Genomic DNA, 25,985 nt, shown 5'->3' with positions numbered 1-25,985 from the left:
GATCAAGCCCTAGTGCGCGCTCCTGCCCTGTGCGACATCATTTTGTTACTTTATTACATTATTGCGAAATTTTCCTGACAGGCACTGGAATGTTGCAAATATCCGCGCCACCCGCCGGGATGTTGAAGAACGCGTCCTTCCGGTTGGCCCGCGCCAGGGCGTAGCGGACAAACGATTCGCTGTCGCTTTCGAGATACTCCAGACGTGGACGCTCGGTTTCGGGCAGCCGCGATGCCAGCTCGACCGACCGGATCACGGTGCGCTCTTCGGGCTTTTCGTAAAAGCCGAGTTCGCCCGTGCCACGCGGCAGGCTGGAGAGATGCTCGATCCCTTCGACCACCCGTCCGACCACGGCGATATTGCGATCCAGATGGCGCGGGGCATGGCCGATGACGGTGTAAAGCTCTGCCCCACTGCCGGTATCGGGCGACAGGTTGCGGCCGACCCCGACCATGCCATAGCAATGCACGGGCCAGACGCTCTCGTCATTGCTTGCCAGGGGCCAGCCCGCAAAAAAGTCGTGCCGTGGGGCATAGGCATCGGGCGCAGCCCATGGGGCCGGAATGTCGCCCCGTGCGGCCGCCTCCGCGGCGTCCAGAGCCGCGGCCATCGCCCGGTCGGCATCGTCATCTGAAGGCGACTGCGCGATCATGGCCTCGTCAAAGGCCTCAAGCGTTACCACGTAATCGCGCTCCGGCACCTGCGCGATGCCGCCTGGCAGCGGCCTGGCCTTGGCATCGTCTTCGGCATCGGGATCGCCCCATTGCACGACGTAATTGTCCTGCACCCGCACGATGGCGGTATTGTCCCACCAGCGCGCTGCTACCAGCTTGCGGATATTCTCGGTCCAGCCGGTGCTGAACGGCGCGGGCATAAGCTGGATCACCACGCGGCGCGGATTGCCTGCCGCATCGGGGGCCAGGTCCATCACCAGCAGGTCGGATGCCGCAATCGCCGTCCAGTGCGCTGCGGGCGCCTCCTCGACGATCTGGCCCGGGCTGGGGCTGGCAGGCGGCGGTGCGGCGGCGGCAAGCAGCGCCAGCGGGGCAAGAGCGGCGGCGGCGCGCAGCGCGGCCGAGCGGAATCGGGTTTGTTTCATGGAGCCCACGCTAACATGCCGCTCACACTTGGGAAACCGCGCTCGCAAGCGTGCTGCAGCGGCACCCGAATCCTTCCCTTGCGCAAGCGTGCACATGTCATTAGGGGGACGGCTCCCAGGACAAGCGGAGCGGTGGCCGAGTGGTCGAAGGCGCACGCCTGGAAAGTGTGTATAGGTCAAAAGCCTATCGTGGGTTCGAATCCCACCCGCTCCGCCACATTCGAATCCCACACGATCCCTGATCAACTCCGAAAGTCCAGCTCCCCTGCGGGGTGCGCTGGTGATTCGGATCCCTGTGTGTCCCACGTCGTCCAAGCCGACATTTTTGCAAATGTGGGACAGATGATCATGATCACCTCTATGAAAACGACTACCAATTCCGATCCGGAGACCAAGGCCCAGAGCACCCGCCGGGTGAGTTTTGGCGACGGCCTCTTTCGCTACGAAAGGCCGGGAGGGAGTAGCAGCTGGGTTTGCCGGGTTCAGAAACAGGGCCACCGCCGCGATTTCGGCTTGGGCAGCTGTAGCAAGGTAAGCCTTGCTGAGGCTCGCGAGCGGGCACGTGAGGTCCGCAGCCAGATGGAAATGGGCCTCGACCCTCAGTTCGAGCGGCGCAAGCTCGAAGCGGTGCCGACCTTCAAGGACGCGGCCCAGAAGGTCTTCGACATTCACTCGAAGACCTGGCGCAATGGCAAGCACCACGCGCAGTGGATGCGCACGCTCGAAATGTATGTCTTTCCATCCATCGGGAAGCACAAGGTCGACAAGATCACCGGCCCAATGATCCGCGACGTTCTCGCTGAAATCTGGCTGGCAAAGCCCGAAACGGCGCGGCGGGTCCGCCAGCGCATCGGAGCGGTCCTCGACTGGGCCTATGCGTCTGGCTACCGCGAGACCGAGGCTCCCATGCGAGCAATTTCGAAAGGCCTGCCGCGCCAGCCACGCAAGGACGGGCATTTTCCGGCCATGCCATACGAGAAAGTGTCGAAGTTCATATTGAAGTTGCGCGCGCGGGAATCCTTCAGCCGCCTTGCACTGGAATTTGCGATCTACACCGCCGCAAGATCGGGCGAGGTGCGCGGCATGACCTGGGATGAGGTTGATATGGAGGAAGCCCTCTGGACGCTTCCTAAGGAGCGTATGAAGGCATTCCGCGAGCATGTTGTACCCCTGACCCCACGTCCGCTGCGTATCCTGCGCCGCTGCGCTCAATTGCGATTGCGCGACTGCCAGTATGTGTTTCCCGGAATTCGCAGCAACAAGCCGCTATCAGACATGACATTGTCGATGCTGATGAAGGAAATGGGTCAGCCATTCACACCTCACGGTTTCCGATCGTCGTTCCGGGATTGGGTCAGCGAGGAGACCAATCATCCCAGCGATGTTGCAGAGGCAGCCCTGGCCCATACGGTCGCCAACAAAACCGAAGCGGCCTACCGGCGTGGCAATCTGTTGGAAAAGCGCCGGGTCATGATGGCCGAATGGGCCGCATATTGCGACAAGGAGAGTTGAGGTGCCTTGCCTGTCGCGCACAGAGCGCAGGCGCTTGTGCAAGTTCGAGAGAGCGGTCGAGCGGATGGAGCCGCTCGACCGGGAAATCTTCCTTGCCATCCGCGTCGATGAGATGAGCTACCGCCAGCTTGCAAACAAACACGGCATAACCCCCCAACAGGTCGAGCAGCATTTTGCCAATGCCCTGTTCGTGCTGATGCAGATGCCGACAGAGAAGCCGCCAGACTGGTGGCAGTTCTGGCGCTGGTGATGCGGCTTGGACCTTGCCAATCGTAACCCATGCCTACAGGGTGCCCCTGCCCATGCGAACCGATCTTGACCATCTTCCTGCCAACAAGCAGCGCGAGCTTGATCGCGTGAAGCAGATCATCTTCGAGGAGTTCGAGGATGCCCTGGCGCTCGCCACCCACCAGTGGAAGAAGAAGGGCCGGATCGAGAAGTTGATCCTCTATGGCAGCTATGCCCGTGGCGGCTGGGTCGATGAGCCGCACACGGCAAAAGGCTATCGCTCCGATTTCGATCTACTGATCATCGTCAACGACAAGCGCCTCACCGAGCGCGTCGATTACTGGCTTAAGCTCGAAGACCGGCTTATCCGTGAGCTGGCTATCGACCGGACGCTGCACACGCCGGTAAACTTCATCGTTCACACGTTACAGGAGGTGAATGACGGCCTCGCCCATGGGCGATACTTTTTTATGGACGTGGCCAAGGACGGCATCGCACTGCACGAAGCGGATGAGAGGGTACTTCATACGCCTAAGCCCAAAACGCCGGAGCAGGCGCTGGCAATGGCGCGTGAGTATTTTGACGAGTGGATGCCGAGCGCTTCAGATTTTTTCGACGGCTTCAATGACGCAAAGAACCGAGGCAAGCTGAAGAAGGCTGTCTTCGACCTCCATCAGTCTGCAGAACGCATGTACCATTGCGTGCTTCTGGTCTGCACCTTCTATTCGCCCCACGTGCACAATCTCGGCTTCCTGCGCACCCAGGCCGAGCGGATCGACATGCGCTTGGTCGATGCCTGGCCTCGTGACAGTCGGATTGATCGGGCCCGCTTTGAAAAGCTGAAAGAGGCCTATGTGAAGGCTCGGTACTCGAAGCACTATCGGATTACCGAAGAGGAGCTGCTGTGGCTTGGCGGGTGCGTAGAGGAGCTTGGACGGGCTGTTCACGCTATCTGTTCGGAGCGGATCGCCGACCTTGAAGTGAAGGCTCTCGCGGCGGGTTGAGTGCGCAGATTCGGGAGCCGAACGCGGGCGACGGCCACTGGCTGCATCTTTGCTGCCATCAATCCCCAAACCTGACCCCTTGATGGCCGTTCGAACTGTCCTTTCGCCAGCCCCACCGGCACCCATTTTCTGCCATCTCACCGGCATCAAATCCGGCGGGGTAACAGGGGCCGCGATGCTTCGCATCGGACCCGTAATTTGGATACACACCTCACGCACGCGTGAATAACGGTTTTCTGCCACTTTTCGAGAGTGCTATCCGGCAGCGCGCGCTGCCTCGCATTTCCAAAGTGGCGGTTTTCTGCCACTTTTCGAGGCTGCGCATAGCACTCGCGTCGGACATGAAAATGGCGGACGGAAACGGGGACCGGAAGCGTTGAATTTGAGGCTTCTCAGTGCCCATGTTACCCCTTTCGGCGAGCAAAATGCCTCCGACCGATTGGCCAAAGCAAAGTCGTGAAGTAGGGTCAGCGCTGCCCAAAATTGAGTTCGCGAGGCCTGCGAAGGCTTGACTGGATGCCGGGCCGTGATCGCACACACGAGTAAGATGGGGTAGAAATGTCATGTGGTATGTCGTGCACCGAAAGTGGATAATTTCCGCAGTCAGATGGCCGCTGCTTACAGTCCATGCTGTATCCCGGTTCTTGAACGATTGGTGCCGATATGCCTGGAATGCCCCTCCCACCTTCGTCGCCGTTGTCTATTGAGCCGATCAGTATGCGGGTTCCCGATGCGTGCCGGTATACCGGCATCAGTCGTAGCACCCTGTACTTGCTGATCGCGCGGGGCGAGGTCGAGGTCGTCAAAATCGGGGCTGCGACGCTGGTGTTAACCGACAGTCTTCGAAACTTGATCGAAAGGAAGCGAGTCCACAATCAGCAATACCACTGACCAAATCGTGTGCGATAAGACGCAGCCTAGACCGTGGACGACTTGAAACTGGTGACTAAAACCAAGCGCCTAGGATTGCTGAATGTCTCGTATTCAGGAAACCTATACTAACCGAACCTAGCCTATTTCGGCTTCAATGAATTTTGAAGGTCGTTCCATTCTCGCTTACTTAGCCCTGAGTCTTCCTGCGAAACAGCTTCGCCTGCCAGCCATCGCTGAACCACATTGGTTGCAGCAGCTGACAACTCTGTCCGCCCAGATCGAAAATCGATGAACGCTTCGTAAGTTAGTGGAGCCCAAACCTTAACAATGTCGAGAATTTTAAGGGCATACTGCCGAATTTCCCACTGAGCATGCGGATCAGTGCGCAACTCGAGAAATCTTAGAAGGTTATGCAGGTCAGTTTTCCAGTACCATTGAGTATAGAACCCCACCGGCAAAACTGAGCGCGCAAGTTCCCGAGCCAAACCGAGACGATCAGGATTTAATTGCTCGCCTTGGTCATTCTCGTTCAGTAAGGCAACATATGCGTCATATGATGCATTGGAAATAGCTGTAATTGTCTCGTTTACATCATTCTGTTCGCGTAGTTCTAAAGGTTTACCGCGACCTTGCCGATTAGAATCGCTTTGAGCCGCAATTGCTTCGGCGCTAGGTGAGTAGAACTCTTTGTCTAGGATTGAATAGCGAGCTGAATACTCATTCACTGACGCGGTTCGATGCCGAATCCACTGCCTAGCCACAAAAATTGGCATTTTAACGTGTAGTTTAATCTCAGCCATCTCAAATGGAGTCGTATGACTGTGGCTCAAAAGGTACCTGATCAACGCCCTATCGTCTCTGACCGTTTTCGTGCCTGCACCGTACGAAACACGAGCTGCCTGGACGACAGCGTCATCTCCACCCATGTAGTCCACAACCCGGATAAATCCGTGGTTCAAAATAGGGAATTCTTGCCCTAGGATGGCATCCAGAGCCGGGCAATTGGGGCGAGAAAACATCACAAGACATTCTACCTTGGTTCAGGAAAAAATCGAGCCCACTAGATTCGAAACAAGACAAGCGATTGACGCCAGCCTGGCTCGATCTGATGCAGCACGCCTGCCGCTCGCGGAGCGACCGGACAACGACGCAATAGGGCAAGCTCCCGCTTACGCCAAGCTTGAGTTGCCTACAGGACAGGCTTGTGGCTGGCATGCCACGAGTCTTTTTTCAGGATGCGGCGGTCTCGACCTAGGATTTCTGCAGCAAGGGATATTTCCTGTCTCAGCGTACGACATTGATCGAAAGTCGCTCGCCACGTACGTGCAAAACCTGCCGGGCCGGGCATTTCGGACCGATCTTAGTCGCTTAAAGCCCCATAACAGTATGCCGACAATCCTTCTCGCTGGTGCGCCATGCCAAGGCTTTTCCACCTCGGGAAAACGTAACGTTGCCGATCCACGAAACGCATTACTGATGCGAGTGGCAGATATAGCGGTGGCGTCGAGACCTCGTGTGGTCATTGTTGAGAACGTCCCAGCTGCGCTCTCGGGCGCTCACCTGCGCCTATGGGAAGGCCTGGAGGACCGCCTCCGTTCAGCTGGCTACAATGTGCGCCGGCTGCTGCTCGACGGGCAGGCCTGTGGGTTAGGACAGCGTCGAAAAAGGCTTTTTCTCCTTAGCTGGCTCGGTAGCGATTCTATTCGCATCGAAATCCCCCGGCAGCAATCGTTGTCAGTCCGCGAAGCGCTCACTGACCTTACCCAAGACGAAGATATAGAATGGCCTCGGGAAGGGACGCGCGACTGGCTTATTGCCCAGCAAATTGGCGCTGGCCAGCGCGTCAGCAATGTAAGGATCAGCGAGCGCACGATCGCAACATGGGACATTCCCGAGGTTTACGGCGCAACAACCGAACTTCAAAAGCTCATCCTAGTTTCAATAACAAGGCTCCGTCGCAGGGAGCGCGTGCGGCGACATGGAGATGGGGATCCTGTCCACATCAATCGGCTAGTTTCCGAATTTGGCAACGCCATAATTCAAGAGTTGCCCCTCCTCGAAAGTGCGGGGTACATCCGGATCTCAGGTGACTTTCTGGAGCTACGACAAACATATAACGGTCGTTATCGCCGACTAGAGTGGGATGCGCCCTCACCTACAGTGGATACACGATTTGGCCGACCAGACCTTTTTCTCCACCCATCTGACAATCGGGGCATGACACCAAGGGAAGCTGCGCGGATACAGGGATTCCCGGATTCATTTCGCTTTGCCGGATCGAAATCCGATACATTCACGCAAATTGGGAATGCCGTCCCTCCTCCAATGGCTGCCATTCTTGCAAACTTTGTGCGAGAAGCGATTTTGAAAGCCTAATATGAGCGCCTTGTTCAATATTGTGAATCCATGGTTGTTTGACGCAGATAGCGACGATTTAATCGCCCTGCGCGACCATTTGCTTTGGCTTCAAAGTGAACTCTTTAATGAGTATGAGCCCAATCGCTACGAAGCATTCGATGACCGTTTAGTTGAATGGCTAAACAATATAGATAGCACTGAAGATCAAAAGACACTCTTTCGACTTTTACGACACCTATTTTTCATCGGAAAGCAGCAATTCGATTCGTTATGTCGAGCTGCCTTCGGCGGTCAAGCAACTCGATGGGTTATTGATCACGCAAAAATCGACATCCAAGCGCCGAATCTCTCAAGTCTAGTAAATCAAGCTATGTACCGTACGTGGTTTTGTCCAATTACAGACAGCATGCGTATCAATTCATTTCTTAAACTTAACCAACTTTCTGGGCATGACAATAGACCAGATTGGCGATCTCTATCTCTCTTTGGTGATCCACTCGCCATCAGGTCATATCTCATAAATCAGAAAATAGAACGACTTGTCTTGCTGGAGGATTTTGTTGGAACTGGCAATCAAATGGCTAAAGCAGTGCACTGGGCAGCAACATGCCTTCCAAATACCCCGATCTTGGTACTCCCTTTAGTATGCTGTCCGGAAGGACTAAATACCGGCAAAGCCCTGGCCTCAGATTGCCCAAATGTTACATTTTCACCTGCCTTGATATTGCACGGAGAACTATTCTTAGGGGCAACCCCACAGGCAAACGAACCAAATATTTTTCCTAAAGTGAGAGAGCTAATTTCAAGATTGGGGACACGAATGGGAATCTGGGCACAGCATCCCTACGGATATGAGGCGACGGGTGCACTAGTTGCCCTATATTCGAATTGTCCGGACAACACCTTACCGATCATTCACCACCATGGCCCCCAATGGTCTCCACTGTTTTCGCGCATTCGGAGAAGCTGAGCATGACGCGCAATCCATTCCAGCAGCTTTACGTCGGGGAGAAAGTAGATCCTGATGAGTTTGTAGAAATTTTTAGCCACAAACTGGTTCCCCACGCGATGCCATTGTTTCAACCTGGCCATGTGATTCTTTCGGGAGTGCAGGGTAGCGGTAAGAGTATGTTGTTCAAATTACTCCAGCCCGAAGTTCGAGTTGCATACAGCGATATTGGCGAACCTTTCCCTATCCCAGAAGAAAGCTCTAGGTTTATTGGGGCTGGGATAAATATTAATACAGCTCGCTGTAATGAGTTTGGAAATCGCAGAGCCGAACAGGGAGACAGTGCACAAGAATTGATGTTCGGTGACTTCTTTAACTACGTCGTAGCCTTAGACATTTTGAAGTCAGTCAAAATATTGAGCGATAACTCTTCACTGACTGCCCAACTAGGTCTTAAATTTGACCGAGACCCACTGCGCCGTTTTGTAAATAGCACCGCCAATAGCGATGTTTGGGAAGGGTACCTGCAGGGCGCAGAAGATATCGATGACCTTGAAAGCCGATTACGCAAGCGACTTGCATTGTATCGACGCTTCATGAATGGAAATGACACTACGCTAGACCCTGCCGTATCCGTGAGCAAAACATCTGCTGGCGAACCGATGAAGGTGATAGTTACCGAATTAAAAAGAAGCGGCGTCGTTCCAAAAGACATTGAATTTTATGTTTTGATCGATCAGTACGAAGAGCTAGCCAACATCAGAAGTAATGGGGCCGAAGCTGATTATAGAAGTGTTATAAACAAGATTATCAGTCGTGATCCGACGCTCTCTTATAGAATCGGAACACGGGGATATGCCTGGCGAAATCATCTCAAAGTGTTTGGTTCAAATGGCCACCTCGAACAAGACCGCGATTATAAATTAGTGGAGCTAGACTCGCGCTTACGAACGCAGGAGATGCGAGGAACCAGCGTGTTCCCTGAATTTGCCAACGACGTGTTTCTCAGGCGTCTGCGCCATTCCGCAAGCCCAGGCAGCGCACGTGCCAAAGCAGTTAGGATTGCAGATGCTCTGGGACGATCTCCTGCCCCGAAGGACGAAGCCATTCAGCTCGCAGGAGACACACCTTCAGAAGCAATTCGCATTGATCCAGATTGGCCCGCAGAGATCACGCAGCAATTGCGCGAACTGGCGGCGACCGACCCCCTCTCGGCGAAGCTGGGTGAAGTTTGGTACCGCCAGAAGGGCTGGGAAGCAGAATCTACTGACCTGCCATGGCAAAAAAAATCAAAGCAATATTGGCGCAAAGAGCGCGTAGAACTTTGCCTGCTTCAAATTGGTGGTACAAAAAAGCAACGAGCAATTTACAGCGGTGAAGAAAATTTACTAGGATTGAGCGGCGGCAACATCTTACTTTTTCTTAGTCTCTGTCAGTATATTTGGGAATATGCAACCCAGGCGTCGTCGCGAAGCGATCGCCAGCCTGAATTGCCAATCAATGCGGGCATTCAGACCATTGGGGTGTTTCAGGCTGCTCGTACTTGGCTCGAGCGTATACCCTCGGATTACGGGAGGAGTGATGACAGGTACAAGCTTATCCAAACGCTAGGCGAGAAGTTTAGCACGGCTTTGTACGGCGACCTAAAAATGAGTAATCCTGGCCATAATGGTATATCGCTGAGCATTGAAGAACTCAGATCAAACCCTGAGATTTTTAATTTTTTGATTGAAGCGGTGGACTATGGCAACCTTGTCATGGTGGAGCATGCAACACGGAACAAAGACCGGAAACGGCGTTATAAGTTCTATTTACATCCTTTATATTGCCCGATGTACCGGATTCCGTATCAGCGGACAAAAGAACCAATGTATCTTTCCGTTGATAAGTTAAAAGATTGGCTCGCAGAAGCCGGAATAATTGAACGCCTTGAACCACCTAAAGCTCGTCGAAGCGGAAAGGTTTTATCTGATATGCCATTGCTAGACATGATGGCAAATCCTGATGCCTAATACATATCGACCTTGGGGGCCGCTTCAGTGGGTTATTTCCCAACTTCCAGGTGATCCTTGGAGTCTACTGGGTGTTTTGGGCACTGAGGATCGCTGTGTTGCAGCACTAAACGCCCTCAATACGGGCTTAAACGCCAAGAAGTTTTTTAAGATTCTTGATCCGCATATGTCTCCTGCTTCTGCATTCGATGAACGATTCGTTGAGATTCAGGGGCGGCTTGAAAAGGAAGGGCTCCTATCTTCAGATATTTGTACGGTCGATCTTCTCCAGGATATTGATACGATAAAAGAGGAGCTTGATAGCTTCCTGCAGCAGGCTGGGCACCGGGTCATAATTGATATCACATCGATGCCTAAGCGGTGGTTTTTCCCTATCACCCGTTTTATGTTGCAGTATGAAGACGTTTCTACAATTATATTTACCTACACGTCAGCCGAGGCCTATGAAGAGCAGCTTTCATCAGATCCAGCCGCGCTTGGTCCTTTGCCGACATTCGATAGCCCGCGAGGCGCTGATAGCTACGATGAGCTGGTTGTCGGGGTCGGGTTTGCTCCCTTGGGATTAAGGGACATCTTTGAAGCCGATATCGGGAAAGTCCGGTACCTGTTTCCGTTCCCCCCCCGGGCCCCCAAACTTTTTTCGAAATTGGGATTTCCTTCGCAGCCTTGAAGCTGAGATGGAAAGCCGTAATCCGAGCACCGAAAATCGCTGGCAAGTCGACATGTATGATGTTTCAAATGCTTTTGACGCTCTCTGTAACATCACAAAGAACGCTGAGCGGACCTGCGCGCTTGCTCCATTCGGTCCGAAAACTTTATCTCTTGCAATGTGTCTTTTCGCTCTGGCAGCAGAACAAGCTGCTAAGGAGCCCGTTCACGCTTTTTATACCCAGCCACGTCGCTATGCATTAAATTATACAAGTGGAATTAAGTTGGTTGCGGGCGAGCCCGATATTAAAGCTTACTGTGTTAAAATTGATGGTCGGAATCTATACAAGATTTAGGGATGCCTTAAACGCCCCAGACGAATTCGTTTCTTGGATGCCGGGTCACCAGCGAGGCGCTCGTAACCTATTCCCGATATAACACTGCGATTGCCAACGGCCCTACCAAAATACCCGACCGTAATTGGGCGGGACGTCCTTTCGTGCGAGCTGCCCTGACCCGATAGATCTGGGCGTCAATCTCACGCAGACCATTCAGGCCGTGCTGGAAAATAATAGACAATCATATCGCAGTTTGTCATAGTCTAGGAACGGTTTAGATGGCGTGTATTCCACTTGGGGTACGTACTGTGGGACTAATTTTTGCGGGCCTGTATTAAAAAAATGTTTTCAAATACATACACTTAACTTGAGAAAAACACCCGCAATAGAAAACTTACTGGGAATTAATTTATCTCGCAGCGGCAAGATTTACACATGAATTCATGCGCGGACGAAATTTTTCGGCGGCCTCCTCGCATCGCCACATACCGCTACTTAAAACCTCAGCGCTGGATTGGCTACAGATAGACCCCGCATCTTGATTGAATCACTATCTGCGTTGGGCAGGTTGCCACGCCCTCCCCGGTCAGTTACGTATACTTTATGCAAAAATCCTCCTCGCGCTTAGCTGTTTTGACGCTTTTAACGGCTTGCGCTGCTCCGGCAGTTAGCCAGACGCCAGAACCGGCCGCGCGTGCGGTTTCGGTCGAGGAACAATCGATCTCTGACCTAGGCCGAATGATGGATTCGGGCAGCGTCGGCAGTGTTGATCTCGTGCGCGAATATATGGATCGGATTCGCAAGATCGATCGCCAAGGGCCAAGTCTTAATAGCGTCATCGCCGTCATGCCCGATGCGATGAGCGAAGCGCGTCTGAGGGACGCAGAGCGCAAGGCGGGCAAACTTCGCGGTCCTCTCCACGGTATTCCCGTGCTGATCAAGGATAACATCGAGGCAGCAGGGCCTGTGCCAACCACCGCTGGTTCTAATGCGCTATCGGCCAACATCACCGACCGCGACGCACCTTTGGTCGCGCGGCTCAAGGCTGCAGGTGCCATCATTCTGGGCAAGACCAACCTCTCCCAATGGGCCAACATTAGGTCAACCAGCTCGACCAGCGGATGGTCGAGCGTCGGGGGCCTGGTGAAGAACCCTTACGCCTTGGATCGCAACGCGTGCGGATCCTCATCGGGAAGTGGTGCGGCGGCTGCTGCAAGCTTGGCTGCGATCACCATCGGTACCGAGACCGATGGATCGATCACCTGCCCCGCATCGATGAACGGCCTAGTAGGATTCAAGCCCACCGTCGGCTTGGTTTCGCGCACGCATATCATCCCCATCAGCCACAGTCAGGATACCGCAGGACCGATGGCGCGCAGCGTTATGGATGCGGCGATCACGCTAACAGTGCTGGCCGGCAGCGACCCTGCGGATCCGGCAACTCAGCAGGCCGATTCCCGGCGCACCGATTATGCCAAGAATCTGTCGCGCGATTATCTGCGTGGCGTAAGGATCGGGGTGCTGGCCGATCGCACGGGTGGCAACGCAGGCGTCAAGGCCGCGTTTGCAAACGCGTTAGGCCATTTGTCGGCTCTCGGAGCAGTGCTGGTCGAGATCGCAGACAGCCGAACCGGCTTGGAGGAATTGCGCGAGGCCGAGCGCAAGGTGCTGATGACCGAGCTCAAGGCGGACATGAACGGTTATCTGGCGACAACCCCTGCAGGGGTGTCCAGCCGAACACTGGCCGACCTGATTGCCTTCAACAAGTCCCAGGCCGCCACCGAGCTGGCATGGTTCGACCAGGATCAGTTCGAGATCGCCGAAAGCCAAAAGGGTCTTGATGATCCTGAGTATATCGAGGCGCTTGCCAAGTCGCGAAAACTGGCCGGGGAAAAGGGCATCGATCGCTTGATGAAGCAGCACGATGTGAGGTTTCTGATCGGTCCCAGCAACGGCCCGGCCTGGTTGTCCGATCTTGTCAACGGCGACAATTTTGGCCCGCCCAGTCAGAGCCAAATGGCTGCCGTAGCGGGATATCCGCATATTACCGTGCCGATGGGCGCCGTGTCAGGGCTTCCGGTGGGGCTGTCATTCATCGGCAAACAATGGGCGGATCATGACGTGATCAAGGCGGGCTATGCATTTGAACAGGCGGCTGGCGCTCGGGTCGCGCCTGCCTACCGGCCGCATGCTAATGCATTAGCCGATCCCGCGCAGCCACTGGCAATTGTCGAATGAATTTGCCGGACAGCAGGTGATCGGCAAGCCACTTGTCGTCTAGGACAGCATGCACCAGCCACACTTGGGCCGCAAACGCGGCCCAAGTGACATTCACTTCTTTCGCAGCTGTTGCCACAGGTATGTAAACTCGGCGGCCCGCGCGACCGACCTGCGCCTCCAGTCCCCGGGTGCCGGGCCGCCGGCAAGCTCCCAATAGTGTCCACCTTGGTCGTCCTCGAAATATAACGAGGCATGACCCTTCTGACGAAGCATGTCCGCATAGCGCCGAGCGTGGCCGGGAAGGACACGATCGTCGTCGGTAGCGGTGATGATCAGCGGAACGGGATAGCGCGTCTGCGATCCAGCGATCGTCTGCATCGGTGAATATGCGCCCAGGAATGCGCGATCTTCGGCTATGTCGGGGTCGCCATATTCGGCAAGCCACGAGCCGCCAGGCGGCAGTTGGTGGAAATTGAGCATGTCGATCAGCGGCCCGCCGACGACAACCGCGTTCATCAAATCGGGCTGGCGTTGCATGACGGCTGCGACCAGCAGTCCGCCGTTCGAGCGGCCAATGATACCGGTGTGCTCGGGCGAGCTGATCTTGCGGCGCTGAACGTCGCGCAGCACCGCTTCCATGTCATCAAAGGCCAGCGGGTGGCCCTCGCGCATCGTGGCGCGGTGCCATGCTGGTCCATGTTCGCCCCCTCCGCGCAGGTTGGCGTGGATGTAGACGCCGCCTTTTTCGAGCCACAGCTTTCCGAAAATCGGCTCGTAGCGCGGGGTTACCGCAACATCATAGCCGCCATAGCCATAGACAAGCGTCGGATGGCTGCCGTCGAACGTCAGATCGCTTTTGTGCATCACGGTGTAGCTAATGCGCGTGCCGTCAGCGCTGACAGCATGATGACGGGTGGTGACGAGATTGCGCGAATCGAATGCATCTGCGCGCTGATAGATCTGCTGCTGCGCACCCGTATCGGGATCGACCAGACTGATCGTGCCGGGCGTCAGCGGCGACTGTTCCTGGACGAGTATCTTGCCGTTTGCAGTACCAAGGACCGTGATGAACCTGTCATCCGGGAGGGGCAGCAAACGCGGGCGCAAACCGGTATCGCCTGTACTCGCCAGTTCCTCGATGCGGCTATATCCATCGTGCAGCAGTTCGACGAACAGCCTGTCTCCAACGGTAACCACGCCGCGCACGGCGTCATCGCCCGATGGCGTATAAAGTAGCGTCGGCACCGCGATTTCAGCACGCTCCATCAACGCGGCAAGGTCGATACCGACTAGGCTTCCGGCAGCAAACGTCTGACCACCCCGCAGTGGCGTCCAGTCCGCCTCGGGGCGCAGCAACAGCCTGCCATCATGGACGCCATAGCTGTCGGCAAGCTCAGGAAGCGGCAATCTGGTGGATGCGCCGGCAAGGTCCATCAGCCTGAATTCCTGGCGTTCGAAATCGATGCCGCGCACCGCGACGAACTTAGCCGATCCGGCGGCGCCAATCAGGGTCGCGGAAAGAGATGCGTCATGATCGCTGATACTGAATATCGGCGTGGTCTGCGCGATCGGCTGGCCGCGCTTCCAGACCCGCAAGGTTTTGGGAAACAGCGAAGCATTGAGGCTCGACCGATCGAGGACAGGCGCAACCAACACAGTGTCGTCGTCATACCACCACAAGCGATGCTTGCCTACGGGGAGCTTGAAGCCATTCTCCACAAATCTGGTGGTGGTAAGATCGAACTCGCGGATTTCGGCGGCATCTTTGCCATTGTCAGAGAGCTGGACGAGGCAGCGACCGTTGGTGCGGCAGCTTGCGCCGCCAAAAATCCACCGGCGGCCTTCCTTTTGTCCCAGTGCGTCGAAATCGATTAGCGTTTGCCATTCGGGCGTACCTGCAAGCCAGGCTGCCTGCGGACTGCGCCGCCAAACGCCCATTGGGGATTCCCGGCCCTGCCAGTATTGTGTCATGAAGCCGGGTGTCATCCGCAAGCCTTCCTGACGGTCAGGAGCGGTCAGCACTTCAGCAGCTTCCTGTCGAAAGCCGTCGAATGCCGGATCGGCCTGAAGGGTTTTCAGCGTGGCGCCATGCTCTCGTTTTACCCAATCGAGAGCCTTTTTGCCGTAACTGTCGTCGAGATACGCGGGTCCGTGGACCTCGCCAACAGCGGCCGACTGTGCGGCAGCAGGTATGATCAGGGCACCATATGCGGCAAGGCCAGCGATCGCGACCGTGTGCATCAGCAAGTTCATGTTCATGGCAATCAGCCTCAATGCATCGATACAGGCAGACAGATGCCGGCCTGCACCGCAGACCGGCATTGCGCGGCGTCTTCAGAAGCGAAGCTTGACCCCGGTGTAGAAGAACTGACCCGTCACGGGGTAGATTTCCACCCCGGTGAAGCTGCCAGCACCGCCTGCGCGGGTTTCGGGCAGATACGGCGGTTGGCGGTCAAACAGGTTGTCGATGCCGACAAAGAACCGCATTCCCTCCCTGAGTTCGTATCCGGCCTGCATGTTGAAGAGGAAGAAATCGGGTGCTTTGGTTGTCGCCCGGTTGTCTTCCGGCTGGACGGGCTGAACATCGCGCTGCATCGACGAGAAATAGGTGAGCGTACCTGTCAGGTCGAACGGCTGAAAGTTCCAGGTCGCGCTTGCACGCCCCTTCCACTCAGGGAAGCCATATTCGCCGTTGAAGTCAATGACGTTGCTGCCGGTAATTGTGCCCGGTGCAATTACCGTGGTCACCTTCATCATATGGGTCCCGACGAAGTTGAAGCTAACCGAACCCATATCACCCAGCGATTGGCGGTAGCGCAATTCAAGATCGATCCCCTCGCGGTCGAGCCGCGATACGTTGATGTTCTGCCGGCGGATCTGGTTGATCGATCCATCTGCCGCACGGGTTACCGAGGAGCAGAAGGCGTTGCCGATCGATGTCAGGTCGACGCAGTTGTTGAGGATGTCCTGCGCACCGAACACGTTGATCGCATTGCTGATCTTGATCTTGAAATAGTCGACAGTGGCGCTGAAGCCCGGAAGGAAGGACGGCGCAATGACCGCACCGACCGTCAGGGTGTCGGCGGTTTCGACATCCAGCTGCGCATTGCCGCTTGTCGCTGTCCGGATGTTGATCGTGCGGGCGTTGGAGAGGAAGTTCGCAGGAACGCCCAGAGCGGCGCAATTCGCTCGGCGCGACGATGAGCCGCCACTGATGAAATCAACGTCGCATGGATCATCGACCGTGATGAAGCCTTCACTGCCCGGCGAAAACAGTTCGCCGACATTGGGTGCACGAACGGCGCGGGCGAGGACCGAGCGAAACCTGATATCGGATACCGGCGCCCAAGTTCCGCCCACTTTCCAGCTGGTGACGCGGCCCGAGGTCGAATAATCGGACGTGCGAACAGCGCCTTCCAGTTCCAGTCGTTCGAAGAACGGACGATCGGTCAGCAGCGGGACGACGACTTCGCCATAAAACTCGAGCACGTCAAACTGCCCTGCGGTCGACTGTCGGCGGGTAAAGAAGAATCCTTGCCCCGCCTGGTCAACGGGTGAGGTCAGATAGGTGCTCTCTTCCTTGCGATATTCGATGCCGCCCGCGAAGGAAATATTGCCCGCGCCCCAGAAGTCACCGATCGATCCGGTGATGTTCGCTGTCGCGACCAACTGGTTCAACCTCGCGGTTTCGGTGGCGAACGGGATACGAATGTAATTTACCCCGGCAGGGCTGATCGCCGCCCCGGTCTGCAGGAAGTTGATCGGTACGCAGCCTTGCGAGCGAGCAACATCCGACCGGCAGACGATCGCGCCACTCGCATCGCGGACCGCATCCAGCGCATTCAGGAACTTGGCCTGGTCGACATCGTTCACGCGTGTGTTGGTGAAATTGACTGAACCGTATTGCACCGACGCGTCGTAACGCAGGTCACCAAAACCGATCATGCCGCGTGTTCCGGCAACGAGCTGATATAGGTCACGGTTGGTATCCTGGCCGCGAAGACCCAGTTCCTGATCCGAACGCAGCACGCCGATGCTGGTGACGTTTGCCTGAACCATCAGGGCACGAAGAGAAGGCGTGACGAAAGGATTGTCGATGCTGATCCGGTTGGTCGTCGGCGGAATTTCGAACACCGAGCCAAAGCGCGATGACGATTTGGTGTTTGCAAAGCGGCCTTCAAAATACAGCTCTGCTGATTCATTGACCTCGTAATGACCCGCCAGCGAGATCAGCACGCGTTCCACAGGGATCTTGAGGGCGCATTTGGCTTGCGGGCACTGTGCGTCGTAGCCCAGTTCTGCCTCGCCACCGTCGGTAATCTGGCCTCCGCCAATCAGACCCGACGGTCCAAGTCCGAAGCTGCGAACCGAGCCATCGGCGTTGAACGCAAATGCTTCGGTGCCAGCGCCGCGATTGAGTAGGAACATCGATTCCTGCTGACCACCCAGCTGCCGAACATTTGCTAGGGTGACGAAATCATCGATCCCGTCTGCGGGCCCGGTGTTTGCGGGATTGGGCACCCAGTTAAGGCCGGATATAGCCCGCTTGCGCTGATCAAAGCCAATCCCACCTTCCGAAGTATAAGCCACGTGCCCGGTGATATTGCCGCGACCATCAGCAAAGTTGGCCCCCGCCGTGGCATTGATCGAATACCTGTCCGCGTCCCCGCGCGAAGACGTGCCAAGCTGGCCGCCCAACTCAATACCGTCAAAATCTCGCTTGAGGATGAAATTTACCACGCCGGAGACCGCGTCGGCGCCGTAGACAGCTGATGCGCCACCTGTGATGACCTCTACGCGCTCAATCATGGGGGTTGGGATGGTGTTGATATCAACCGCGGTGGTATTAGGATTGGAACCCACCTGGCGCCGCCCATTGACCAGTACGAGAGTCCGGTTGGTGCCCAGCGAGCGTAGGTCCAACAGGTCCAGACCAGCGCCATTGAACGTCACGCCAGAGCTTTCTGACGAGAGACCTGGTGACAAGGCTGGAAGCTGGCGAAGCAAATCGCCGGCGCTCACTATCCCTGCCGCTTCGACCGAAGCTGAATCAAGCATGACAGTTGGGGTCGAGGTATCTGCGCCCGTGCGAACAATCCGCGACCCAGTAACGATTATTTCTTCAGCAGCCTCAGGTCCAGATGAACTTGGCAGCACGCTTTGTGCTTGCGCAGATTGCAGGCAGATCGGGGAGAGCAGTGCCACAGAGCCAAGAAGTACGTTCCTAACATTATACATGATGTGACCCCTTATATCAGTTTATCGCGACGGATATCCGTCACGGTGAGCATCATTCCATTCCCTGCTTGCTGAATCGTATTTTGTATACGTTATGGTCATCGTATACGATTCTTGAGGTGGCGCAACACGCTTTGAAAAAAAAATGCAAACCTTCTTCGCAGCCTGGCGAGAAGCATTCTTGGTGACATATTAGGGGCTTAGCGAGATACCAGCGCGCGATAGATCGGCCAAATTCACTATCGCCAACGGCTTGCTTGGAGTGCTGATGACGAGCACTCACAGCTTAAATTCAGCCATTCTGCCGGTCGCGAGATGCGTGAATTCTGAGGACCCTGCTCAATTCAGAGCTGGCCCAAGCACCGCTTTTTCAATCTCGCATACCTATCAAGCGCCATGGGCTGACGCGGGGCAGAAATACCCGGCCACGTGGCGGCTGCAAGGCTCTGGAGGAATACCGCAGTGCGCCGTAATGGCCACTCGTCTTCGGTTCAAACGCATGCCGCGCCTTGGCGTGAGCCACACATTCATATTGTATAGGACCGAAAGACCCTACTGGATTGGAGTGCTATGTCGAGAGGGAGACATGAATATATAATGCCAGAAATCTATAGACAGTAATATCGTACAATGGCATAGTTTCGATTGTCGGAAATAGACGCGAAAGACACAAGGGAACCCATGTGGGAATTGAAATTGGCACAGGTTAATTTTGAATATTATATCAAATACATATAGTTAACTTGGGAAAACCACCCGCTCCGCCAGTCACTTCGTAAATCGTCGGCGACAACCTCGCTCCCGCTCACGACTGAGTGGCTTTCCCGATGCGCGCCCCGCCTGTGCGATGATTTCCCGAACCGTTTGGCGTTGCACCAATAAACCCATCATCTCGTCGAACACGCTTGGAGAACATCAAGCGGGAACAACGCGGACGTGCAGTCATAGCGCGCCGCAGCCTAGGGAGAGGATCGATGAACGGGACATCCGTGCCTGCGGGGCAGAACTGCCGACGCCATACACGCACGGCGCTGATGGCGACAGGGGCGGTGCTGATGCTCACCATGCATCCGGTCGCTGCCCACGCCGCCGAACAGCCCGATAATGCACCAAGGATAGACAACGCGATCGACGAAATCGTCGTCACCGCCCGTCGTCGCGACGAGAACGTGCAGTCGGTCCCCATTTCGGTGTCGGTGCTCAGCAACGAAGTTCTCGAGAGCTTCCGCTTCGAGGATCTCGACAATCTTCAGGCGCTGGAGCCATCCTTCTCATCGAGTTCGTCCTCGGGTCGCCCCAATGCGCCGGTCTATTCGATCCGCGGTATCCGTCCGACCGAAGCGATATACGGGCAGGATCCGACGGTCGCGATCTATCTGGCCGATGTCGTCCAGTCTCCCGCGCAGGGCAGCAATCTGGGCTTTTACGACCTCGAGAATATCCAGGTCCTCAAGGGACCGCAGGGCACGCTGTTCGGGCGCAATACCATCGGCGGGGCCGTCTTGCTGACGCCGCGCGCGCCCGGCACCAGCCTTGCCGGAGATTTCATGGTCGGCGCCGGCAATTTTGGTCTGGTCGAAACCCAGATCGGCCTCGACCTGCCGCTCGCCGACACCTTCCAGGTGCGCATCGCCGGACGCACCATCGATGGCGGCGATTATCAGACCGATGTCACGCCGGGTCCGAGATTCGGAAACAGGTTGGGCGGGCAGAAGACGCGGTCGATCCGGGTGACGGCGGTGGGCCAGCTCACCCCCGATATCACCAACACCATCATGGTCACCTATGACTCGAAGCAAACCGAGGGTCGCGGCACGGTCTTGCAGGCGATCAACCCGACACATCCGAACGCGGGGCTGAACCCTGCCTTCGCCCCCGCCTTCGCCGCCGCGCTGGCCCGAGCGCAGAACCGGCCGGTGACCGATATCGAAAGCGATCTGGATCAACGGGACGATGTCGAGGCGTGGAGCATCAGCAACACCACGACGGCGCGCTTGAGCGATACGCTGAACATGAAAGTGATCGCGGCGTATCGTCAGGTCGACACAGACATCGTGATGGATCTGGATGGCACCATCGTGCCTGGCATCCTGACGTCTGAACAACGCGCATCGCTGGATCACATGAGCCTTGAAGGCCAGCTGCTGGGCACCGCGTTCGGCGACCGGCTAGACTGGGTGGTAGGCGGCTATTATTATCGCGAAGAGGGCTCCGAAATGACCCCCGCAGCCTTTTTCGGCTCGCGGATCTCGCAAAACGGCACGGTGGACAACAAGAGCTATTCCGTGTTTGCGCAAGGATCCTTCAAGCTGACCCCCGAACTGACGTTGACCGCTGGCGGGCGTTTGAACCGAGACGACAGGACGCTCATCCTGAACCAAACGGTCAATGGGGCATTGTGCCTGCTTCAGGTGGCGAACGCTGCAGGGACAGGCCTGACGCGGCTGCCGCTGGGTGGCTGCGAGATCACGCTGAAGGACAGCTTCAGCCAGCCGACCGGCACCGTCGCGCTCGACTACAAGATCACGCCCGACATTCTGGTCTACGCCACCAGCCGCTATGGATACCGCTCAGGCGGCTTCAATCTGCGCGCATCACTGCCGATCCAATACGAACCTTTCGAGCTGGAAACTGTCAACGATTTCGAGGTCGGGACGAAAGCCGACTGGTCGCTGGGTAATGTCCAGATGCGAACCAACCTTGCGGTGTTCTTCCAGAAATACAACGATATCCAGCGCACGGTAGCGGTCACCAATCCGATCACCGGCATCGCTGCATCGAGCGTGACCAACGCCGCATCGGCGCAGGTTTTCGGCATCGAGCTGCAGCAAACGATCAAGCCGACCAACAATCTGACCTTCCAGTTCAACCTGGTTTACAATGATCCGAAATACAATGACTGGATCGATCCGGCCACCAACACCGATTTGTCGTCGACGCCGTTCTTCTTCACGCCGGAATTCGCAGGAAACGCCTTGGTTTCCTATGAGGTGCCGCTGCCATCGAACCTGGGCTCGCTCAATATCTCGGCGAACGCAGCCTATACCGACGATATCTGGATCAACGCGCTGCAAACCAATGTCGTGATCGCGCAGCATCCGGCCGCCATTTTGCCGCTGCTGCGGCAGGAGGGTTATTGGCTGGTCGACGCCAGTGTCGGCTGGAAACAGATCGGCGGCTCCAATTTCGACCTGAACCTGTATGTCAGAAACCTCACCGACACTGTCTACAAGGTCGGAGGGATTCAGCTGTATACCGGGGCATCAGGGTTCATCTCGGCAGCCTTCGGTGAACCCAGAACCTTTGGCGCACAACTGCGCTATCGCTTCTGACAGGCGCCGCGCGTCCAAGGACCGGCTCATGGCTTCGGCTTGAGGCCTGGCTGGATCACGCCGCTCTTGGAGGGGCTTGCCGACTGGCATCCAGCATGAATTCTGTCCCGACGGCAGGAACGTCAACCGATCCGTTGCGTTCGCAGTGCTAATGCTCGCTTTGTTGACATACTGGTGCTGAACGTCGGCGCGGAACCCGTCGCTCTGGCTGGTTCCAACGCCCTGTGGCAAACCTGGCGCCAATATCGAGCAGCAGGCGGAGCACGAGGATTTACATGCTGAGTTTCCTTGCAGACGGCGGTCAGATGGGCGCGGCAATGCGGGCGTTCGATTGGACCGGCACGTCTCTGGGGGCGCCCGCAGCCTGGCCCACGCCGCTCAAGACATTGGTCGCGGTGCTGCTGGGCTCAAACCAGCCGATGTTCGTCGTCTGGGGAGACGAACATATCCTCACCTACAACGATGCTTATGCGACGATTTTGGCCAACAAGCATCCCGCGGCACTCGGACGCCCCTTCCTTGAGGTGTGGTCCGAGATAGAGGCGGATCTCGCCCCGATCGTCGAGCAGGCCTATCGCGGAATGCCCGTCCATATGGACGACATTACCTTGATGATGATGCGGCGCGGGTATCTTGAGGAAACGCATTTTCAGTTCTCGTACACACCCGTCACCGGCAAGGGTGGTATTGTCCAGGGGCTGTTCTGCGCCTGCACCGAGATCACCGAACAGGTGCTGGCCGAGCGGCGCCGCGCTGCCGAGACCGAGCGCCAGCGCCGGATGTTCGAACAGGCGCCAGGGTTCATCACCATTCTCCACGGGCCCGAACACATCTACGAATTTGCCAATGCGACCTATCGCCGGTTGTTCGGAAATCGTGAGCTGATCGGCAAGACCGTGCGCGAAGCCTTCCCCGATCTGGCAGGACAGGGCTTTTACGAGTTGCTCGACCGCGTCTACCAGAGCGGCGAGCGGTTCGTCGCCGATCAGGTGAAAGTGGTGCTGGATCAAGCAGACGGCGCCCCAACCGAACATTTTCTCAATTTCATTTATGCCCCGGTCACCGATGACTCGGGTCAAGTGACGGGCATTTTCGTCGAAGGTCATGACGCAACCGAGGCGCGGCGAGCCCAGGCCGAACTGCGCGAGAGTGAGGAGCGCAATCGCCGGATCGTCGAGAGCGTCAAGGACCACGCCATCTTCACGGTCGATGTCGACAATCATGTCATCGACTGGACACCCGGCGCGGAGGCCGTCTTCGGCTGGAAGGCCAGCGAGATCACCGGGAAACGCGCCGACATCCTGTATACCGAGGAAGACCGCGAGCGCGGCGTTCCTTATGCCGAACTGGCCACGGCGCGTGCGCAGGGCTATGCTGGCGGCGAGCGCTGGCACCTGCGGCGGGACGGACTGCGCATCTTCGCCAACGGGTCGGTTCGTCCGCTGCATGATGCGCAAGGCGAGATCACCGGCTTCATCAAGATCGCGCGGGACGAAACCGAGCGGCGCGCGGCCGAGGCGGCGCTGCGCGAAACCGAGCAGCGTTACAGGCTGGCAGCCAAGGCGACCAACGATGCCATCTGGGACTGGAACCTGCTGTCCAACCGCATCGACTGGAACGAGGCGGTGACCGTGCTGTTCGGCTACACCTGCGAAGATATTGAGCCGACCGCCGACTGGTGGATCGACAACATCCACCCCGATGACCGGTTGCGTGTACAAAAAGACATTCATGCCGTGATCGCGGGCCAAGGCGAGCAATGGGCCAGCGAATATCGCTTCCGCCGCGCCGATGGCACCTATTCGGACATCTTCGATCGCGGCCATGTGTTCAGGGACGACACGGGCCAGGCGGTCCGCATGATCGGCGCCATGCTCGACCTGACTGTACGCAAACGTGCCGAGAGCGAGTTGCGGGAACTCAACGAGACGCTCGAGGCACGTGTCCGGGAGCGGACCGAGGAACTGATGACGGCGCAAGATGCGCTGCGCCAATCACAGAAAATGGAGGCTGTCGGGCAACTCACCGGGGGGCTTGCGCACGATTTCAACAATCTGCTCACGGGCATATCAGGCAGCCTTGAAATGATGCAGGCGCGGATCGCCAGAGGGCGGGTGGACGATGTCGAACGCTATATCGCCGCGGCGCGCGGTGCCGCCGATCGCGCGGCCGCCCTCACCCACCGGTTGCTGGCATTTGCCCGGCGGCAGACGCTCGCGCCGAAGCCGACCAACATAACGCTGCTGGTCGCGGGGATGGAAGATCTGATCTGCCGTACGGTGGGCCCTGCCATCCGGCTCGAAATCGGCACCGGCGAGGAATTGTGGCCAAGCCTGATCGATTCCAGCCAGCTTGAAAATGCAGTGCTGAACCTGTGCATCAATGCCCGCGACGCCATGCCCGGCGGCGGCGTGATTGCGATCGAGACACGCAACTGCACGATGGATGAGCAAAGCGCCGGGCAGCATGGTCTGGCCCAGGGAGATTACATCTCGCTGTGCGTCGCCGACACCGGAACCGGGATGTCGCCGGACATCATCGCCAAGGCGTTCGACCCGTTCTTCACCACCAAGCCGATGGGCGAAGGCACGGGGCTCGGGCTGTCGATGATCTACGGCTTTGCCAAACAGTCGGGCGGATCTGTGTCGATGTCCTCCGAGGTGGGCGCAGGCACAAAAGTCTGCATCTATCTGCCACGCCATTTTGGCGATGTAGAACCTGCCGCCGCCGCCATTGGGTTCGACGCGTCGCCGCATGCTGCGGCGGGAGAAACGGTTCTGGTTATCGATGATGAGCCGACCGTGCGGATGCTGGTCGCAGAAGTGCTGACCGATCTGGGCTATACAGCGATCGAGGCGGTCGATGGCGTGGCGGGCCTCAAGGTTCTCGAATCCGATTTGCGGATCGATCTGCTGGTGACCGACGTCGGCCTGCCCGGCGGGCTCAATGGAAGGCAGGTCGCCGAGGCGGCACGCGCCGTACGCCACGATCTCAAGGTCCTTTTCATCACCGGATATGCCGAGGCCTCGGTTTTCGGCTGCGGGCAGGTCGACCAGGAAATGCATGTGCTGACCAAGCCGTTTTCGGTGGAGGTGCTTGCAGCCCGCATCCGCGAGCTGATCGAAAGCTGATCCGCGAGGCGGAGCGCTTGCTAGGCCCGGTGGCCCGACGTTTACGCTAAACCGCGCCGAACCCGGACGATATCCGGCTGACAGCCGGATCAGGCCTGCGCGAAGCCCGGAACCGCAAGGTCGAACAGCTTTTGCGCCACCAGAACAGCGCCAGGCGCGTTGGGCGCGGTGGCATCTGCGCCGACCTCCAGGGCAAGCGCGGGGTTGGCCGTGAACAACGGACCGCCGACCATGATACCGATGGTCGGATTGCGCGATTCCTGTCGTACCAGATCGATCGTCGCCTTGAGGCTGTCGATCATCTGTTCGGACCCCATCGTGAAGCCCGCGACGGCGAACCAGTTGCACCTCGCGACTTCGGCGAGGTCGTCGGCGGTGCCAGAGAGCTCGGCCTGGACCTTCCATCCTGCAGCCAGCAGGAAGCGCTCGACCATGGTGACGCCGAAATAATGCTGATCGCCCGGAGTCATCGCCATCAGCACGTGCCGGCGGACATCGAGCGCGGGCACGGTGTGCGAGTTGTTGAAGATGGCCAGAAGCTTCTGCAGCCGCGAGACGCCGATCGTCACATCGACGAAATCGCATCTGTCGGCGTCCCACATCTCGCCCAGCAGCCGCGCGGTCGGCTCCAGCACGCTGATAAACAGCGTCTCGGTGGAAAGGCCGCGCTCGCGAAGAACCATCACATAGGCCACCGCAGCTTCAAGATCGTTGCCCAGGATGATGTCGGCAAGGCTGGCGATGTCTGCATTGCTGGGCGCCAAAGCCTCGACCAGTGCCTCGGCAGGCGGCGCATCGGGGAGGACCTCCGAATGGATGCGCAGCAACTGGGGGATCACGTTTTCCGATATCAGGCGCGCCAGCTTGACCTGGCGCGCAGACAGATCATCGCGCCGATAGATTTCCGGCGACACGAAGTGCGCTTCCAGCCGATCAAGGCTGGCGCGGTCGACCCGCGGCAATGCTAATCTGGTCGCCCGTCCCATCGCGCTCCCCCCGTCCCCGTTAGGGATTCTTTCTGGCCCGACGTTTCAGTCAGGAAC

17 protein-coding genes and 1 tRNA gene are annotated in these 25,985 nt (G+C 57.2%); 13 read left to right on the top strand and 5 right to left on the bottom strand.

The genetic code is table 11. From position 1 onward, the window contains the following. Positions 1–58: 58 nt before the first annotated feature. On the bottom strand, positions 59–1,099 hold the full coding sequence (locus ACK4R0_RS03625) for a peptidylprolyl isomerase (RefSeq protein ID WP_409670307.1): 1,041 nt from the start codon (positions 1,097–1,099) through the stop codon (positions 59–61). Positions 1,100–1,225: 126 nt separating this feature from the next. Between ACK4R0_RS03625 and ACK4R0_RS03620 the strand changes: the two genes are divergently transcribed. From ACK4R0_RS03620 to ACK4R0_RS03600, 5 genes are all read left to right on the top strand, one after another. Then, positions 1,226–1,316, top strand: a tRNA-Ser gene (locus ACK4R0_RS03620). Between the two features lie 125 nt (positions 1,317–1,441). Further along, positions 1,442–2,611, top strand: coding sequence for a tyrosine-type recombinase/integrase (locus tag ACK4R0_RS03615; protein WP_409670304.1), 1,170 nt, complete (start codon positions 1,442–1,444; stop codon positions 2,609–2,611). 1 nt (position 2,612) lies between these two features. Next, positions 2,613–2,861 (top strand): sigma factor-like helix-turn-helix DNA-binding protein, encoded by a 249-nt coding sequence (locus ACK4R0_RS03610; protein WP_409670301.1) that lies wholly within the window; start codon positions 2,613–2,615, stop codon positions 2,859–2,861. A 52-nt stretch (positions 2,862–2,913) separates the two neighbouring features. Next, positions 2,914–3,843: a HEPN domain-containing protein gene (locus ACK4R0_RS03605; RefSeq protein WP_409670298.1), complete on the top strand. Its 930-nt coding sequence runs from the start codon at positions 2,914–2,916 to the stop codon at positions 3,841–3,843. A 663-nt stretch (positions 3,844–4,506) separates the two neighbouring features. Next, positions 4,507–4,734 (top strand): helix-turn-helix domain-containing protein, encoded by a 228-nt coding sequence (locus tag ACK4R0_RS03600; RefSeq protein ID WP_409670295.1) that lies wholly within the window; start codon positions 4,507–4,509, stop codon positions 4,732–4,734. 122 nt (positions 4,735–4,856) lie between these two features. Here the strand turns inward: ACK4R0_RS03600 and thyX are convergent, their stop codons facing one another. Then, the gene (thyX, locus tag ACK4R0_RS03595; RefSeq protein ID WP_409670292.1) at positions 4,857–5,735 is read right to left on the bottom strand and encodes an FAD-dependent thymidylate synthase; all 879 of its coding nucleotides are present in this window, start codon (positions 5,733–5,735) and stop codon (positions 4,857–4,859) included. Between thyX and ACK4R0_RS03590 the strand changes: the two genes are divergently transcribed. From ACK4R0_RS03590 to ACK4R0_RS03565, 6 genes are all read left to right on the top strand, one after another. After that, a complete protein-coding gene (locus ACK4R0_RS03590) occupies positions 5,698–7,092 on the top strand; it encodes a DNA cytosine methyltransferase (RefSeq protein ID WP_409670289.1) in 1,395 nt (464 codons plus the stop codon). The genes thyX and ACK4R0_RS03590 overlap by 38 nt on opposite strands. Position 7,093: 1 nt before the next feature. After that, a complete protein-coding gene (locus tag ACK4R0_RS03585; protein ID WP_409670287.1) occupies positions 7,094–8,044 on the top strand; it encodes a hypothetical protein in 951 nt (316 codons plus the stop codon). Between the two features lie 2 nt (positions 8,045–8,046). Continuing rightward, positions 8,047–10,035, top strand: coding sequence for a hypothetical protein (locus tag ACK4R0_RS03580; RefSeq protein ID WP_409670284.1), 1,989 nt, complete (start codon positions 8,047–8,049; stop codon positions 10,033–10,035). Next, complete coding sequence (locus tag ACK4R0_RS03575) at positions 10,028–10,705, top strand: hypothetical protein (RefSeq protein WP_409670281.1); 678 nt, start codon at positions 10,028–10,030, stop codon at positions 10,703–10,705. The genes ACK4R0_RS03580 and ACK4R0_RS03575 overlap by 8 nt, the downstream gene beginning before the upstream one ends. A gap of 7 nt (positions 10,706–10,712) precedes the next feature. Beyond that, the gene (locus tag ACK4R0_RS03570; protein WP_409670278.1) at positions 10,713–11,039 is read left to right on the top strand and encodes a hypothetical protein; all 327 of its coding nucleotides are present in this window, start codon (positions 10,713–10,715) and stop codon (positions 11,037–11,039) included. A gap of 585 nt (positions 11,040–11,624) precedes the next feature. Further along, a complete protein-coding gene (locus ACK4R0_RS03565) occupies positions 11,625–13,259 on the top strand; it encodes an amidase (RefSeq protein ID WP_409670276.1) in 1,635 nt (544 codons plus the stop codon). 93 nt (positions 13,260–13,352) lie between these two features. Here the strand turns inward: ACK4R0_RS03565 and ACK4R0_RS03560 are convergent, their stop codons facing one another. Beyond that, positions 13,353–15,500: a prolyl oligopeptidase family serine peptidase gene (locus ACK4R0_RS03560; protein ID WP_409670273.1), complete on the bottom strand. Its 2,148-nt coding sequence runs from the start codon at positions 15,498–15,500 to the stop codon at positions 13,353–13,355. A 75-nt stretch (positions 15,501–15,575) separates the two neighbouring features. Beyond that, on the bottom strand, positions 15,576–18,479 hold the full coding sequence (locus ACK4R0_RS03555) for a TonB-dependent receptor domain-containing protein (RefSeq protein ID WP_409670270.1): 2,904 nt from the start codon (positions 18,477–18,479) through the stop codon (positions 15,576–15,578). A 974-nt stretch (positions 18,480–19,453) separates the two neighbouring features. On the opposite strand from ACK4R0_RS03555, the gene ACK4R0_RS03550 reads away from it, so the two are divergent. Both ACK4R0_RS03550 and ACK4R0_RS03545 read left to right on the top strand, forming a co-directional pair. Beyond that, positions 19,454–21,811, top strand: a complete 2,358-nt coding sequence (locus tag ACK4R0_RS03550) for a TonB-dependent receptor (RefSeq protein WP_409670267.1) — start codon at positions 19,454–19,456, stop codon at positions 21,809–21,811. 275 nt (positions 21,812–22,086) lie between these two features. After that, positions 22,087–24,942, top strand: a complete 2,856-nt coding sequence (locus ACK4R0_RS03545; protein ID WP_409670265.1) for a PAS domain S-box protein — start codon at positions 22,087–22,089, stop codon at positions 24,940–24,942. A gap of 89 nt (positions 24,943–25,031) precedes the next feature. On the opposite strand, the gene ACK4R0_RS03540 is transcribed toward ACK4R0_RS03545, so the two are convergent. Beyond that, positions 25,032–25,928: a B12-binding domain-containing protein gene (locus ACK4R0_RS03540; protein ID WP_409670262.1), complete on the bottom strand. Its 897-nt coding sequence runs from the start codon at positions 25,926–25,928 to the stop codon at positions 25,032–25,034. Between the last annotated feature and the right edge of the window lie 57 nt (positions 25,929–25,985).

Source organism: Blastomonas sp. (assembly GCF_046294995.1).
GTDB lineage: Bacteria > Pseudomonadota > Alphaproteobacteria > Sphingomonadales > Sphingomonadaceae > Blastomonas.
The sequence above is the reverse complement of the archived record's forward strand: the minus strand, read 5'-3'. Positions and strand labels throughout refer to the sequence as shown.